Origin of the sequence: Oscillatoria sp. HE19RPO (assembly GCF_024220515.1) — a bacterium.
Taxonomy (GTDB): Bacteria; Cyanobacteriota; Cyanobacteriia; order Cyanobacteriales; family Laspinemataceae; genus Laspinema.
The window spans coordinates 12,592-25,885 of sequence record NZ_JAMXOT010000008.1 but is presented as its reverse complement, the minus strand read 5'-3'; the positions used below and the strand labels follow the sequence as shown (position 1 = coordinate 25,885).

Genomic DNA, 13,294 nt, shown 5'->3' with positions numbered 1-13,294 from the left:
TCTACAATCGGATTCAAGGCAGGGGGTGGAACTGAGTCAACTGGAGGGTTGAATTGGCTCCTAGAACGTCGGCTTAGGGTTAGAGCGGGGGAACAAGAAACCGGGTTTCTTCTCTAGATTTGCTGCAATTGAGCGATAAATTTTGTAAAGAAACCCGGTTTCTAATCTTTGCTGTGCCGATCGCCTTAGAACATTTAAAGTGTTCGCAAAGGGTTAAGATTGATTGGTCATTTCGCGAATTTCATCAAACGAAATGTTCTGTTCTTTGCCAGCGAATGGATTATCATCGGTCAGAAATAACATACAGTGGCATTCTTTGCGCTCGCGCATGGGAATGCAGGGACAATTCCAGAAGGTGGCTTTGACTTCGGCTTCTTTGTCTTCGTAGTGGCGACAGGGACATAGGGGTGCACCCAATTCATCCTTGTTTTTCGCCAATCCTTCGATGACGACGGCAGTAACGCCCAAATCGGAGCAGAAGTAGGTCCCAGTGCGTTTGGCGTACTGCTCAGAAAAGTGCCGCATCGCTTCTAGGTTTTTGTCGGTGGCTTGTTGTGTAGGCTGTTCTAAAGTCATTATCCAGGTTGATATAACGAGCAAATTTGCGGGGAAGGATCCCCGGTTTAGGGGAAGGTTGAGGTCAGATTCAGGCGATCGCCCCTTGAATGAGTCAATCGGTGAACTCTCAGCCAGGGACTGCGCCCTCTTTACTGGGGGGCAGTTTGCTGTTATCGTTCCCAATCACCAGTCCCTGATCTCCCGTCCTTTGGATTCTTTCTCTTTGCCTGGTTGGGCATCCTTGCCCTCCGTCTATATATAATAGGGTTAAAACAACACGCCGGTTGCTTAATTCTATTTTAGAATACTTTAGCAACAAGTGTGTTGTCAAAGTCGGCAATAGATTTTTTCGAGCGTTTTGGCGTTTGACTACAGGCAAGATGATGACGACTACTCAGCAACCTTCCACTAAAGAAGATATCCTGCAATACTTATTAAAGCAGGGTCTCGCCACGGCTCAAGAGTTAGCCGAAGTTTTAGATATCTCCCCCCAAGCGATTCGCCGCCATCTCAAGGACCTGGAAGCGGAGGAATTGATTCGCCATAAGGCAGTGCAGGCGGGGATGGGACGACCCCAGCATCAATATGAACTCACCCACAAGGGGAAAGATTTCTTCCCCAATCAATATGATGATTTTGCCGTGTCCCTCCTAGGGACCCTGGCAGAAACGATGGGGGAGGACCAGATGACTTCAATTTTGCGGAAGCAGTGGGAACGTAAAGCCATTCATTACCGCGATCGCCTAGGAAATCAGCCCTTATCCGAACGGGTGGCGGGATTAGTCAAACTCCGCCAAGCGGAAGGCTATATGGCGGAAGTCCATCGGGTGGAAGCGGAGGGGTCCAACAGTGGCGACTGCTTTTTGCTGACGGAACATAACTGCGCCATTTCCACCGTGGCGGAGTCGTTTCCCAGCGTCTGTGGACATGAACTGGAAATGTTTGAGGCAATCCTCCCCGATTGCACCGTGGAAAGGACTTACTGGATGATTGACGGAGAACACCGTTGCGGCTATTTGATTACCCTGCAATCGTCCAAGGCGCGATCGGCCCTTTAAGCGCTTCCAGAACCCTCAACCTGTAACCTGAAGGGTTAAAATTGCTGCTGTTGTCGCAAACTGCGGCATCCATATTATGCTGTCTAAATAAAAAAAATTATGGCTTCTGCTGAACCCTCTGCCCAATTTTTAACCCCAGAAGAGTCCTACGCCGTGGATGGCGCTCTCCTGGCGTCCCATGAAAAGTTTTTAACTCGCCTGACGATTTCTTCGTTGAAGTTACTCCGACATATCGCTACAGATTCAGGAGTGCCAATGGAGTCCCTCACCCATGAGGAGATCATTGCTTGGTTTGAGAAAGATGCCAAGTTGCGTTATGAGCAAGGTCCCGAAGCTGCTTTCTTGAAATGGTAATGGGGGGGCCACACCCTTCAGGGCTTACAAGAGTCACTCCGGTCCCCTCCCCTTGGCAAGGGGAGGGTTAGGGTGGGGTCCTCTTGACGCGCGATTCCCTACGGGATAGCTCCGCTTACCGCGCGTCAGTTGAGGAAGGAGTGGGTGGAGTTTCGTGTAGGGGCGCGATTGGCGAAGAAAGAGGTTTCTCCAGCCTCCATACAGGTGCTTAAACCGTTAAGAGTGAGGCGCAAGTGGCGATCGCCACTTGCGCGTGAACCCCACCCTAACCCTCCCCTTGCCAAGGGGAGGGGACCGGAGAACTGAAGGTTCTGAAGACCGATCGCACCGTAAACCGAGCGATCCCCATCAACTAATCGGATCCTTTCTCCCAAACATAAGTTTTTCTACAGATTTGTCAGCAAACAAAGATAAAGTTCTCTGAATTTATATTAAAACTCCGAGATAAAGGGGAATTCAGCCGAACAAGCACCAAAAAAAAACGCTAATATCGAGGGCAAAGGTTACGGATTCCCCCGGTTGACAGAGCAGGGATGACCCATCTAAACTCATCTCGAAGCAGGGCGGTCGATGGCGATCGCACCCCTGCCGCTCCTTGAGACGGGGAACGCTTCCGTTTTTCCTGATAAATTTACTCAGAACCGATAAAAAATGGCCAAGTGTGTGGGGATCGAATACGATGCAAAACGCCAAAAGCTCAACCCCGGTTTCTCAGCAATCAGTTGACAGTTGTCATGGTTTCTCAACTTGAAGCGCACTCCCTAACCTGTAGAAAGTACCACGGATGTCTCTACCATTGCTCATAAAAAGCACCATCCCTCCGGGATCAGCCACCCCCCAAAAAATTAGTAAACTTCACACCCTTGAGAGAATTGAACTCAAAAAGCCCAGGTAGCCCTCAGTCACCCCCCAAGAGAGGCTACCCCCCCTGTCTTGTTCAGTCCCCCGCACAAATTTAATGGGTCTCACCCCTAAGGAGAAACGATGAAAATAGCTGTAGCAAAAGAAATCGAAGTGGGAGAACGTCGCGTTGCCTTAATCCCAGATATGGTGGCGCGGTTAGTCAAAGCCGGACTAGAAATTTTCGTGGAAGCGGGCGCGGGAGAGCAATCGTTTTTTTACGATGACGCTTATGAAGCCGCTGGCGCTAAGATTGTGGCCGATAGCGCTCAACTGTGGGGAGAAGCAGACTTATTGCTGAAAGTGGCTGCCCCTAGGGAAGAGGAAATTCACAAACTGCGCGAAGGCAGTGCCCTGGTTAGCTTTCTGAATCCCCTGGGAAATCCAGTCATCGTCGATCGCCTCGCCCAACGGGGAATCACCGCTTTCAGTATGGAAATGATCCCCCGGACGACGAAAGCCCAAAGCATGGATGCTCTCTCCTCCCAAGCGGCGATCGCTGGCTATAAAGCGGTCCTGCTGGCGGCTGCCACCGCCCCGAAATTCTTCCCCATGTTAACTACTGCGGCAGGCACCATTCGACCGGCGAAAGTGTTGGTGATGGGTGCAGGGGTGGCCGGATTACAGGCGATCGCCACCGCCCGTCGTCTGGGTGCCGTGGTGGAAGCCTTTGACATTCGCCCTGCGGTGAAAGAAGAAGTGCAAAGCCTTGGGGCCAAATTCGTCGAGGTCAAACTTGATGAAGAAACCGTGGCAGAAGGGGGATATGCCCGAGAAATTTCCGAAGAATCCAAGCGGCGCACCCAGGAAGTGCTCTCCGATACGGTAGCTGCTGCGGATATTGTGATTACCACGGCACAAGTTCCCGGCAGAAAAGCGCCAAGACTGATTACCGAAGAAATGTTTGCCCGGATGAAACCCGGGTCGGCGATCGTGGACTTAGCTGCTGAACAAGGAGGCAACTGCGCCTATACCGAAGCCGGAAAAGATATCGTTCGCAATGGTGTCACCATTGTCGGTCCGATTAACTTACCCGCTTCCATGCCCGTCCATGCTTCCCAAATGTATTCAAAAAATATCGCCACATTCATTCAGTACATGATCAAAGACAACGCCTTAAACCTAGATTTTTCTGACGAAATTATCGGCAGTACCTGCGTTGCCCACGGTCATGAAATTCGCAACTCCCGAGTGCGGGAAGCCCTAGAAGTCGTCGGGGGAAAGGTGTAATTTTTGCAGAGGAACATCAAGGATGAAGGTCAACAATTTATCCTGACATTCTTCTTCAAGTCTATAAAACCCCGCACCCTCAAGGGTGGGGCTATACGGACGAAGCCTGCCTTCGCAGGCTGAAGAGTAAAGTTAGGTCTTTGACAACCGAATTTGGATTAAGGAGTGCGAGCATCTTGCTCGCTAATGTTAATCTTAGCGAGCAAGATGCTCGCACTCCTTAATCCAAATACCCCTAATATTTCCCCAATCATCCATCAACCGGAGTATTGAATCAAGATGCCCGAAGCCATCATTTCTGCTTTATTTGTGTTCGTTCTAGCTTCATTTGCTGGATTTGAAGTCATCAACAAAGTACCACCCACCCTGCATACCCCCTTAATGTCCGGGGCGAATGCAATTTCCGGGATTGCCCTATTAGGTGCGATCATCGTCGCCGGAGACCGGGATTGGAGTGTGACGGTGATTTTAGGATTAATTGCCGTCGTGTTTTCGACTATTAACGTAGTCGGTGGATTTCTCGTGACCGATCGGATGTTGCAAATGTTCAAGAAAAAAGAGGTAAAAGCGTGAGCGACTTCATCCCAACTGGCATACAGTTAAGCTATTTAGTAGCATCATCCTTATTTTTCGTCGGTCTGAAACAGTTGAGTTCTCCAGCTACAGCCCGGAACGGAAATTTATTAGCATCGGTGGCGATGTTACTGGCGATCGTTGCCACCTTGCTCGATCGCCAAGTGCTCAATTACGAGATGATTTTAATCGGGATTGCGATCGGCTCCGCGATCGGGGTTGTCTCCGCCCAGAAAGTGGAAATGACCGCCATGCCACAGATGGTCGGTCTCTTCAACGGATTTGGGGGTGCTGCCTCGGCCCTCATTGCCGTCGGTGAATTCTGGCGCTACTATCAAAAATTCCAGCAACCGCCCCTGGATACCACCATCACCGCCTTACTCGGCATCTTAATTGGGGGGATTACCTTTACGGGTTCTCTCATGGCCTTTGCTAAACTGCAAGGACTCGTCACCGGCAGACCCATTACCTTTCCCTTGCAACAACCTGTCAACGCCCTCCTCTTCGGCGGTTTCCTCGTTGGCAGTGTATATTTAGCCTTCAATCCCTTAAATACCCCAGTATTTTTGGCCTTAACCGGCGTTTCCTTAGTCCTGGGTGTGATGTTCGTAATTCCCATTGGCGGTGGGGATATGCCCGTGGTGATTTCCCTGTTAAACTCCTTTTCCGGTTTAGCGGCATCTGCTGCCGGTTTCGTGGTCATGAATAATATGCTGATCGTCGCCGGTGCCTTAGTCGGTGCCTCGGGGATCATCCTGACCGTGATTATGTGTAAAGCGATGAACCGATCGCTCACTAACGTCCTATTTGCCGCCTTCGGAACTGGGGAAGGTGGCGGTGCAGCCGCTGCCGGCGGTGACACGGGAGATAAAACCGTGCGCTCCATCGACTCCGAAGAAAGTGCGATGATGTTAGGATATGCCCGTTCCGTCGTCATCGTTCCCGGATATGGCATGGCCGTCGCCCAAGCGCAACACGCCGTCCGAGAATTGGCCGACCAATTAGACCGATTGGGTGTAGAAGTCAAATATGCCATTCACCCCGTAGCGGGTCGGATGCCTGGACACATGAATGTCTTACTAGCAGAGGCCAATGTGCCTTACGAACAGTTGTATGACATGGAAGATATCAATGCCGAATTCGATCGCACTGATGTCGCCTTAGTCATTGGCGCAAACGATGTAGTCAATCCTGCCGCCCGAGACAATGCCGCCAGTCCCATCTATGGAATGCCCATTTTGGAAGTCGATAAAGCGAGTCATACCATTGTCATCAAACGGGGTATGAGTACCGGATTTGCCGGAATTGACAATGATTTGTTCTACAAAGATAAGACCATGATGCTGTTTGGTAGTGCAAAAGATGTGATTACCAAGTTGGTCTCAGAAGTCAAGCAGTTGTAAGTGAATTAAGACTTACACAGTCTTGCAGAATTAACCTTAAATATAGGGGCGAGTCATTTTCTCGCCCCTATATTTATTATTAGGGGTTTAAAACTGCTATAGCAGTTCCCGAACTCAGGAGTACAGATGCTATTAATTATTAAGGAGTGCGGTAAGCGATGCAAAGCCTACGGCATAGCTTTGCTTACCGCACTCCTTAATAAAGGATATCATAACAGTGGAAAACGCTATAATTAGGATGGGGAAACCGCAAAGGAGACGTTGAAATTATGACAGTCCGTCAGCCTCGGTATAGTAAAGAAGAATTTGCCCGAAGGGGTGATCACTGGTATGAAACTCAAATCCGCCAACAGGTTGAAGCGGGGAATCAGGGCAAAATCGTGGCGATCGATATTGAAACCGGCGCTTTTGAAGTAGCTGATGAAATCTTGGATGTCAGCGATCGCTTATTTAAACGGATTCCAGAAGCCCAACCTTGGATCGTTCGCATCGGACATCGGGCTGTTGATCGGTTTGGTGCAAGGAGTCTGAGAAAACCAGGATGATGCCGGGTCGGGTCAATCCAAACTGTGAAGCAACTCTCTCGATTGTTGTTGCAAATGAGAACCGTCAGTCCAAACTCATTGATGCCGTAGGCTTTACCCACTCCAAAATGTACCTCATAACTATGGGAACCGTTATATCATCAACCAATCCTTTGTAAACCTTTGACCTCAATCTGATGACAATCACGAGCGAAACAATTAAGCAAGACCTCGATCGCCTGAGTGACGAGCAACTTCGTGCCGTTGCTGATTTTATTGCCTTCCTCAAATTTCGAGATCAACGCCATCGTGTCAACCTCAACGCCACCCAGCTTGCTTCCCTGGCAACTGAGTTTGCGGAAGAAGACCGCACTCTGGCAGAAGCAGGAATGGATGATTATGTAGAACTTCTGGGTCAGGAAGATTAAGCATGACGAACCCAATTAAACGGGGAGAAGTTTGGTTAGCAAATCTCAATCCTACTCAAGGTTCTGAACAAGCGGGGATTCGCCCAGTAATTATATTCCAAAATGATATTGTTTCTCAGTTTTCCACAACAACCCTAGCCATTCCCCTTACAACAAACCAACGTCGTGCCGCCTTGCCAATTTGTCTGGCGATCGCCCAAGGAGATGGCGGATTAGCCGAGGATTCAGTGGCCTTATGTTTTCAAATGCGCGTATTAGATAAAACTCGGCTAATTCGGAAGTTGGGGCAGCTTAATGCTGAAACAATCATCCAACTAGAAGCGGTCGTTTTGATAACATTGGGATATGATTTATAGCCATGTCTGGTTAGAGAATCATGACTTACCCCCCATCGCAGAGCAAGTCTAAATAAATTAGATGAGTTTGAACCTTCCCAACTGGATGCGGGGCAGTAGATAAATTGCCCCTAAATAATTTCTTTAAATGTGTTTCCATCACCCAAAACTGACTCCGGTGGGTTTGACGAACTCTAAATTATCGACATTCCAGACTTGACCATCGAGGGCCATTTGTTCGATTAAACTAGCTAATCTCAGAGCTTTCAGGGCTTGTTCTCCACCAACTGAGGGTTGATTGCCGCCGCGAACACATTGGATGAAATGTTCTAATTCGGCGTGTAAGGGTTCAATATTACTGGTATAAACTTTTTCGATTAAGCCATCTTGGCGGTATAGCACTTGACCATATTCGGTCATATAATTCGCTGTGGTTTTCCGGTGGATTAAAATTTCATTGTTGAGAAAATCAGCTTCAGTTAGGGAGTTTTTGCAATGGGTGACGATGCGTCGTAATTTTCGGTGAGTGACTTTACTTGCGGTGACGGTGGCAATCACGCCATTGGCAAATCCCAAGGTTGCCGTGACATAATCTAAATAAGAATTAGCTTCTGAGGTGTCTTGATTGGTGCGACTGCCACTAGCAGTTAATCGCACAACAGGGGCGGCAGCTAGTTCTAAAATGAGGTCGATGTCATGGATCATTAAATCCAAGACGACGGAGACATCGTTTGCCCGATCGCTGTAGGGACTCATGCGGTGGGCTTCGATCGCCAGAACTTGTTCGGTTTTAAGAACCTTGCTCAATTCCTGGAATGCGGGATTAAACCGTTCAATATGACCCACTTGCAAGATACATCCCGATTCTGCTGCCTCATTTACCAGGGATTCCGCTTCAGCGATGCTGGCAGCAATTGGTTTTTCAATTAAAACATGAACCCCCGATCGCAGGCAGGTCATTCCCACCGCATGATGCAGGCGCGTGGGAACCGCAATACAAACCGCATCCACATGAGGCAGCAAATCTTGATAATCTTCAAAAAAGCGAATCCGATATTTACTAGCAATATCGAGTCCACGCTCTACATTAACATCAGCTACACCGACTAATTCAATATCTTTAAGCAAGCTGAGGACGCGGGTATGATGCTGTCCCATACTGCCCACGCCGATCACCCCAATTCGCAAGGGTTCCGGTTGAGTTTTTGGGTTATGATGATTCAATTGCCGAGCTTTCATGGGATTATTTTGCACTCCTTGATGTCTCCTCCACCACCATTAGTCAGAGCCGCTTGACAGGCATCTAACCTCGCACACCAACCCGATAGTATCACAGGCGCTCCAGTTGTAAAGTTTTACAACATTTTCGACCCCCTCCAGTATAGAGTCGGAAACGGATTTCCGAGGGAGAGAGCCTCTCCATCTCCCTTTACCCCTCAAAAAAAGCCACCCTCAATGGGGCGCTACAGTCACAGTCAGACAAACCGGGTTTCTGGACCCAATTTCTCCTCATGGGCAACAAATGAGGGTCACAAACCCGGCTTTTAGTCCGATTGATTGAATGGGGAACCGAGTAAACGTAGGGTGGGCACTGCCCACCGTAGGGAAAGTAAACGTAGGGTGGGCACTGCCCACCGTAGGGAAAGGTGGGCAGTGCCCACCCTACAATTGCTTGACTGCCCACCGTAGGGAAAGGTGGGCAGTGCCCACCCTACAATTGCTAACAGTAGACCCTCATGAATCCGGCTAAAATTTAAAACGTGGAGCCATTCCAGCCCCACATGGAACCCTCGGCATCGGTAAATTCGATATAGATCCGATTTTGCGGAACCCCGATCGCCTGGTGAATCTTATTGCAAAAATCTTTGCTCATCGACTGGGTTTGTTCCGGACGGATCGTCCCCACACTCTTAACCTCGATATAGCATACTGGGTCAAAAGTCCCGGCAAATGTCATCGGGACATCCGCATTAAACGCCGTCATCACATAAGATTCAGGTTTTCCCAGATGCTTCGCCAAGCTGGAGGAAAGTCCCTTGAGCAGGGTCGCAATTGCATCATTCTCCGGTGTAGACACGGAAGTTTGAACTTTAATCAGGGGCATAAATTGACCTTTTAACTTGCGTCTTTCTGATTCAAATCGGGATCCCGAAACAGTCTCTATCCCAAATTATCCGCCGTAATTCCATCCAGTGCTTTCCAGCAATAAAGGGTCCCCTTCCCGGTGGACTCCTGCGGCAATCACTTCGCCGACAAACACCGTGTGATCGCCCTTTTTCACCGAACCCACCACATTACATTCCACATACCCTAGGGAGTCGGAGATAATCGGACAGCCGGTTTCTCCCAAATAAAACTCCACATCTTCAAATTTATCCCCCACCCGGCGCTGGGGTTTAAAGAATTTTTGGGCTAAGTCTTTTTGTCCCGCTTCTAAGAAACTCAGAGCAAAGACGCCACTGGCTTCAATCATGGCATGGGACCCGGAATCTTGTTTAACACAGTTGATGACTAAGGGTGGCTCAAAGGACCCCTGCATCACCCAACTGGCGGTGAATCCGTTGACATTTTCTCCATCTTTGACCCCGCAAATATAGAGTCCGTGGGGAATCTTGCGGAGGATTGTTTTTTTCGCTTGTTCGTCTAGCAAGGCTTTACCTATCTCTTGATACAGAACTGATGCAGGACTTACCTATGATTTAATATCAAACCCTTTCAGGTCGGGTTGATTCGCGAATCAACCCTACAGCATCCGGGTTTGATGCGTAAGTCCTGTGATGGTCATTTATATTAGAGTATCCGACGGGGCGTCATCCCTGCCGCGAGTGGGGTCGAAACAGGTGGCTATGTTCTGGATGGTAGAGGCGCGATCGCGCGGTTTCTTCCCCCGCCTGCCTTTCCGGTTCCGCCAAAGCTGGACTAATTAAATACAGGGTTGTCCGAATTAAGTTTTCACTCTGGGTAACTTGGGCCATCTCTTTCAGAGGGACCACCACAATTTTCTCATCGGGCCACCCAATTCGGTAGCAAATGGCGACGGGCATTTCTGCGGGATAATGTTCCATCAGTTTGGCTTGAGCCTCTTCAATGTGGCGCGCACTCAGATACAGGCACAAACTGGCTTTATGGGCTGCTAAAGCCGCTAATTCCTCCGATTCCGGGACGGATGAGGCTCGACCACTGACCCGGGTCAGGATGATGGTTTGCACCAGTTCTGGGATGGTGAGTTCCAGGTTGAGTTTGGCTGCTGCTGCTTGAAAGGCACTAATTCCGGGGATAATTTCACAGGGAATATCTGCATCGGCTAAGGCGTGCATTTGTTCGGAGATGGCGCTGTAGAGGCTGGGGTCCCCGGAATGCAGGCGCACTACGGACTGACCTTGGCGTACTCGCTCAATCATGATGGGTAAGATATCTTCTAGGGTTTTATTGCCGGTAGGAATGACTTCCGCATCGGGACGAACCCCTTCTAAAATCTGTTTGGGAACGAGGGAGTCAGCGTAGAGAATGGTATCGGCGATCGCCAGGATTTTTTGGGCTTTGACCGTTAATAAATCGGGATCGCCTGGTCCTGCACCGACGATATAAACGGCAGGTTTGAGCGGTGCAGAGTGGGTGGGTTGTGGGTCAGTTGGCTGGTATTTTGACATCAAACTAAAACAAAATCAGGGAAAGATATGGAGAAGATTCCGGATGTTACCGGCTCTATGAGGTAATCAAGCACTGGTAGATGCACCCTGGTTAAACCCTAGAATTAATTCTAGGGTTTTTTATTTTTTGGTTTCAATGAGAGGGGCGGGTTACCGTAAAGATTAGAAACCGGGTTTCTTGACAAGATCTGCGTAACTTTGCCATAAATCTGGGTCAGAAACCCGGTTTCTTGTCCTTGGCAGGATTTACGCAATTTTTAAGACTAAACCGTAAATGTAGAGGCGATTCGCGAATCGCCTCTACATTTAGAGTAAATTCTCAAAATCTGCATAAGTCCTGCTTGGTTTTTTAGGTGTAATTTCTAGGAAGAAGAGGGTTCGCCATTGCTGCGAGATACCACATCAGGTAAAGGACGCTTGAACCCATACAGCCAGACTAATCCCGCTATTCCTAAGACGATACCCGTTAAACTGACAAATTGAGCCATGCGTAGGGGACCGAACATTAAGCTATCGAGTCGCAACCCTTCAATCCAGAAGCGACCGCAGCTATAGACGGCCATATAGACTAAAAATAAAGTGCCGACTTTTAAACGGGGTTTGCCTTGGAGGTCGCGAAAAAATAAAAACAGCAATAAGGCAAATAAGGCCAGATTCCACAGGGATTCATATAAAAAAGTGGGATGGAAATATTGCTCGCCCACATATTGAAAGGGACGAGATTCCGGGGGAATGTAGAGTTTCCATGGTAAATCGGTGGGTCTGCCGAAGGCTTCGGAATTAAAGAAGTTTCCCCAGCGTCCGATCGCCTGACCTAAAATCAAGGAGGGTGCGACTAAATCGGCTAATTGCCAGAAGGGAATTCGTTTGAGTCGGGCAAAAATCAAGGTAGCGATCGCCCCGCCAATAATTGCACCGTGAATGGCAATCCCTCCTCGCCAAATGGCAACGATTTGGCCCGGATTGTCGGCATAGTTTTCCCACTGAAACAGGACATAATACAGTCGCGCCATTGGAATCGCGCCCACCACTAACCACAGAATCAAGTCCCCCATCAAGTCCGGGTTGACGTTGCGGCGCTTGGCTAAAAATTGCGAGAGTGTCACGCCAATCAAGACGGCAGTGGCAATTAAGAACCCATACCAGCGGATGGTTAGGGGTCCGATTTCGACGAGGAGCTGGCCTGGGGAGGCAAAACTCAAGGCTAGGGGTAGAGTAACAATAGTCATAACCTTAATAGTACGCGCTTGGGGGGACGACAGGTGCAGTGGCCTTGTTTCTGTTTTGTTTCTAGGGTACTTCACTCAATCAAGTCATTGAGGCCACAAATAGTCAGGGGGTCGAATCTTTGCTATCTTCATGGGGAGATAGGCGCGATCGCCTTGAGACCCCAGGGCAATTCTATTTAATCGGTTTTAAGTCAGATGAACTTTCCCCTAGCGCGGCAATCGTTCTCCCAAGAGATTCACCAAAACGACGACCAAATCGATCTGGCTAAGGCAGCGCTTTATATCGCCCAAGAAGAATATCCCACCCTGGATCCGGCGGAATATCTCAATATCCTGGATGTGATGGCACAGGAGGTTGCACAACGGTTAAAGGATCAACGCTATCCTTTGCGAATTGTCAAAGCGATCAATGAATATCTCTATGAAGATTTAGGGTTTACCGGCAATACCCGGGATTATTATGACCCTTGTAATAGTTTTCTGAATGATGCGATCGCCCGTCGGACTGGTATCCCCATTACTTTGGCCTTAATTTACTTAGAAATTGCCAGACGGTTGGATTTTCCAATGGTAGGAATCGGGATGCCTGGACATTTTTTAATTCGCCCAGAGTTTGAAGGGGCGGGTATTTTTGTGGATGCGTTTAATGGGGGGGAGGTGTTGTTCACAGAAGACTGCGAACAACGTCTGCGGCAAATTTATGGTCTGGAAGTGTCCATGGGTCCGGAGTTTTTAAAAGCGGTGACGCGCAAACAGTTTTTGGCCCGGATGCTGACCAATTTAAAGATGATTTATCTGAATCGCGGGGATTTGGAGAAATGTCTAGGGGCGATCGAACGGATTTTGTTGTTGTTTCCCGATGCGCCGTTGGAATTGCGCGATCGCGGTTTGTTTTACTATCAAAATGGCCGATGGACCCAGGCCCGTCAGGACTTACAAACCTATTTGGACCGAGTTCCCCAAGCTGAAGATGCCTCAGTAATTCGGCAAATTCTCGATCGCATCAGTTGGCAGGAGAATGAGTAATCAAACTTCACAACGAGTCATACATA

16 protein-coding genes are annotated in these 13,294 nt (G+C 48.9%); 9 read left to right on the top strand and 7 right to left on the bottom strand.

Annotated elements, in window-relative coordinates; genetic code table 11:
* Positions 1–213 precede the first annotated feature (213 nt).
* Complete coding sequence (locus NG833_RS00780) at positions 214–576, bottom strand: ferredoxin-thioredoxin reductase catalytic domain-containing protein (protein WP_254563426.1); 363 nt, start codon at positions 574–576, stop codon at positions 214–216.
* Positions 577–938: 362 nt separating this feature from the next.
* Between NG833_RS00780 and sufR the strand changes: the two genes are divergently transcribed.
* Together sufR and NG833_RS00770 are read left to right on the top strand one after the other, a co-directional pair.
* Positions 939–1,616 carry an iron-sulfur cluster biosynthesis transcriptional regulator SufR gene (gene sufR / locus NG833_RS00775; RefSeq protein ID WP_254563425.1) on the top strand — a complete coding sequence of 226 codons (678 nt, stop codon included), beginning with the start codon at positions 939–941 and terminating at the stop codon, positions 1,614–1,616.
* A gap of 99 nt (positions 1,617–1,715) precedes the next feature.
* Positions 1,716–1,970: a hypothetical protein gene (locus NG833_RS00770; protein WP_254563424.1), complete on the top strand. Its 255-nt coding sequence runs from the start codon at positions 1,716–1,718 to the stop codon at positions 1,968–1,970.
* A 125-nt stretch (positions 1,971–2,095) separates the two neighbouring features.
* On the opposite strand, the gene NG833_RS00765 is transcribed toward NG833_RS00770, so the two are convergent.
* Complete coding sequence (locus tag NG833_RS00765; protein WP_254563423.1) at positions 2,096–2,344, bottom strand: hypothetical protein; 249 nt, start codon at positions 2,342–2,344, stop codon at positions 2,096–2,098.
* Positions 2,345–2,954: 610 nt separating this feature from the next.
* On the opposite strand from NG833_RS00765, the gene NG833_RS00760 reads away from it, so the two are divergent.
* The 6 genes from NG833_RS00760 to NG833_RS00735 all read left to right on the top strand — a co-directional run bounded on the left by NG833_RS00760 (position 2,955) and on the right by NG833_RS00735 (position 7,384).
* Entirely contained in the window at positions 2,955–4,100 is a 1,146-nt protein-coding gene (locus NG833_RS00760; RefSeq protein ID WP_254563422.1) for a Re/Si-specific NAD(P)(+) transhydrogenase subunit alpha, read from the top strand.
* 279 nt (positions 4,101–4,379) lie between these two features.
* On the top strand, positions 4,380–4,673 hold the full coding sequence (locus NG833_RS00755; protein ID WP_015151532.1) for an NAD(P) transhydrogenase subunit alpha: 294 nt from the start codon (positions 4,380–4,382) through the stop codon (positions 4,671–4,673).
* Positions 4,670–6,076 carry an NAD(P)(+) transhydrogenase (Re/Si-specific) subunit beta gene (locus NG833_RS00750; RefSeq protein WP_254563421.1) on the top strand — a complete coding sequence of 469 codons (1,407 nt, stop codon included), beginning with the start codon at positions 4,670–4,672 and terminating at the stop codon, positions 6,074–6,076. The genes NG833_RS00755 and NG833_RS00750 overlap by 4 nt, the downstream gene beginning before the upstream one ends.
* A gap of 269 nt (positions 6,077–6,345) precedes the next feature.
* Entirely contained in the window at positions 6,346–6,621 is a 276-nt protein-coding gene (locus NG833_RS00745) for a hypothetical protein (protein WP_254563420.1), read from the top strand.
* Positions 6,622–6,797: 176 nt separating this feature from the next.
* Entirely contained in the window at positions 6,798–7,028 is a 231-nt protein-coding gene (locus tag NG833_RS00740) for a hypothetical protein (protein ID WP_254563419.1), read from the top strand.
* Positions 7,029–7,030: 2 nt separating this feature from the next.
* Positions 7,031–7,384, top strand: coding sequence for a type II toxin-antitoxin system PemK/MazF family toxin (locus NG833_RS00735; protein WP_254563418.1), 354 nt, complete (start codon positions 7,031–7,033; stop codon positions 7,382–7,384).
* A 138-nt stretch (positions 7,385–7,522) separates the two neighbouring features.
* Here the strand turns inward: NG833_RS00735 and NG833_RS00730 are convergent, their stop codons facing one another.
* The 5 genes from NG833_RS00730 to lgt all read right to left on the bottom strand — a co-directional run bounded on the left by NG833_RS00730 (position 7,523) and on the right by lgt (position 12,242).
* Positions 7,523–8,602 carry a Gfo/Idh/MocA family protein gene (locus tag NG833_RS00730; RefSeq protein WP_254563417.1) on the bottom strand — a complete coding sequence of 360 codons (1,080 nt, stop codon included), beginning with the start codon at positions 8,600–8,602 and terminating at the stop codon, positions 7,523–7,525.
* Positions 8,603–9,116: 514 nt separating this feature from the next.
* Positions 9,117–9,467 (bottom strand): phenylpyruvate tautomerase MIF-related protein, encoded by a 351-nt coding sequence (locus NG833_RS00725; protein WP_254563416.1) that lies wholly within the window; start codon positions 9,465–9,467, stop codon positions 9,117–9,119.
* Between the two features lie 66 nt (positions 9,468–9,533).
* Positions 9,534–10,013 (bottom strand): flavin reductase family protein, encoded by a 480-nt coding sequence (locus tag NG833_RS00720; protein WP_254563415.1) that lies wholly within the window; start codon positions 10,011–10,013, stop codon positions 9,534–9,536.
* A 160-nt stretch (positions 10,014–10,173) separates the two neighbouring features.
* Complete coding sequence (gene cobM, locus NG833_RS00715) at positions 10,174–11,013, bottom strand: precorrin-4 C(11)-methyltransferase (protein ID WP_254563414.1); 840 nt, start codon at positions 11,011–11,013, stop codon at positions 10,174–10,176.
* A 362-nt stretch (positions 11,014–11,375) separates the two neighbouring features.
* Entirely contained in the window at positions 11,376–12,242 is an 867-nt protein-coding gene (gene lgt / locus NG833_RS00710; RefSeq protein ID WP_254563413.1) for a prolipoprotein diacylglyceryl transferase, read from the bottom strand.
* Positions 12,243–12,437: 195 nt separating this feature from the next.
* Between lgt and NG833_RS00705 the strand changes: the two genes are divergently transcribed.
* Positions 12,438–13,268, top strand: coding sequence for a SirB1 family protein (locus NG833_RS00705; RefSeq protein ID WP_254563412.1), 831 nt, complete (start codon positions 12,438–12,440; stop codon positions 13,266–13,268).
* Positions 13,269–13,294 lie beyond the last annotated feature (26 nt).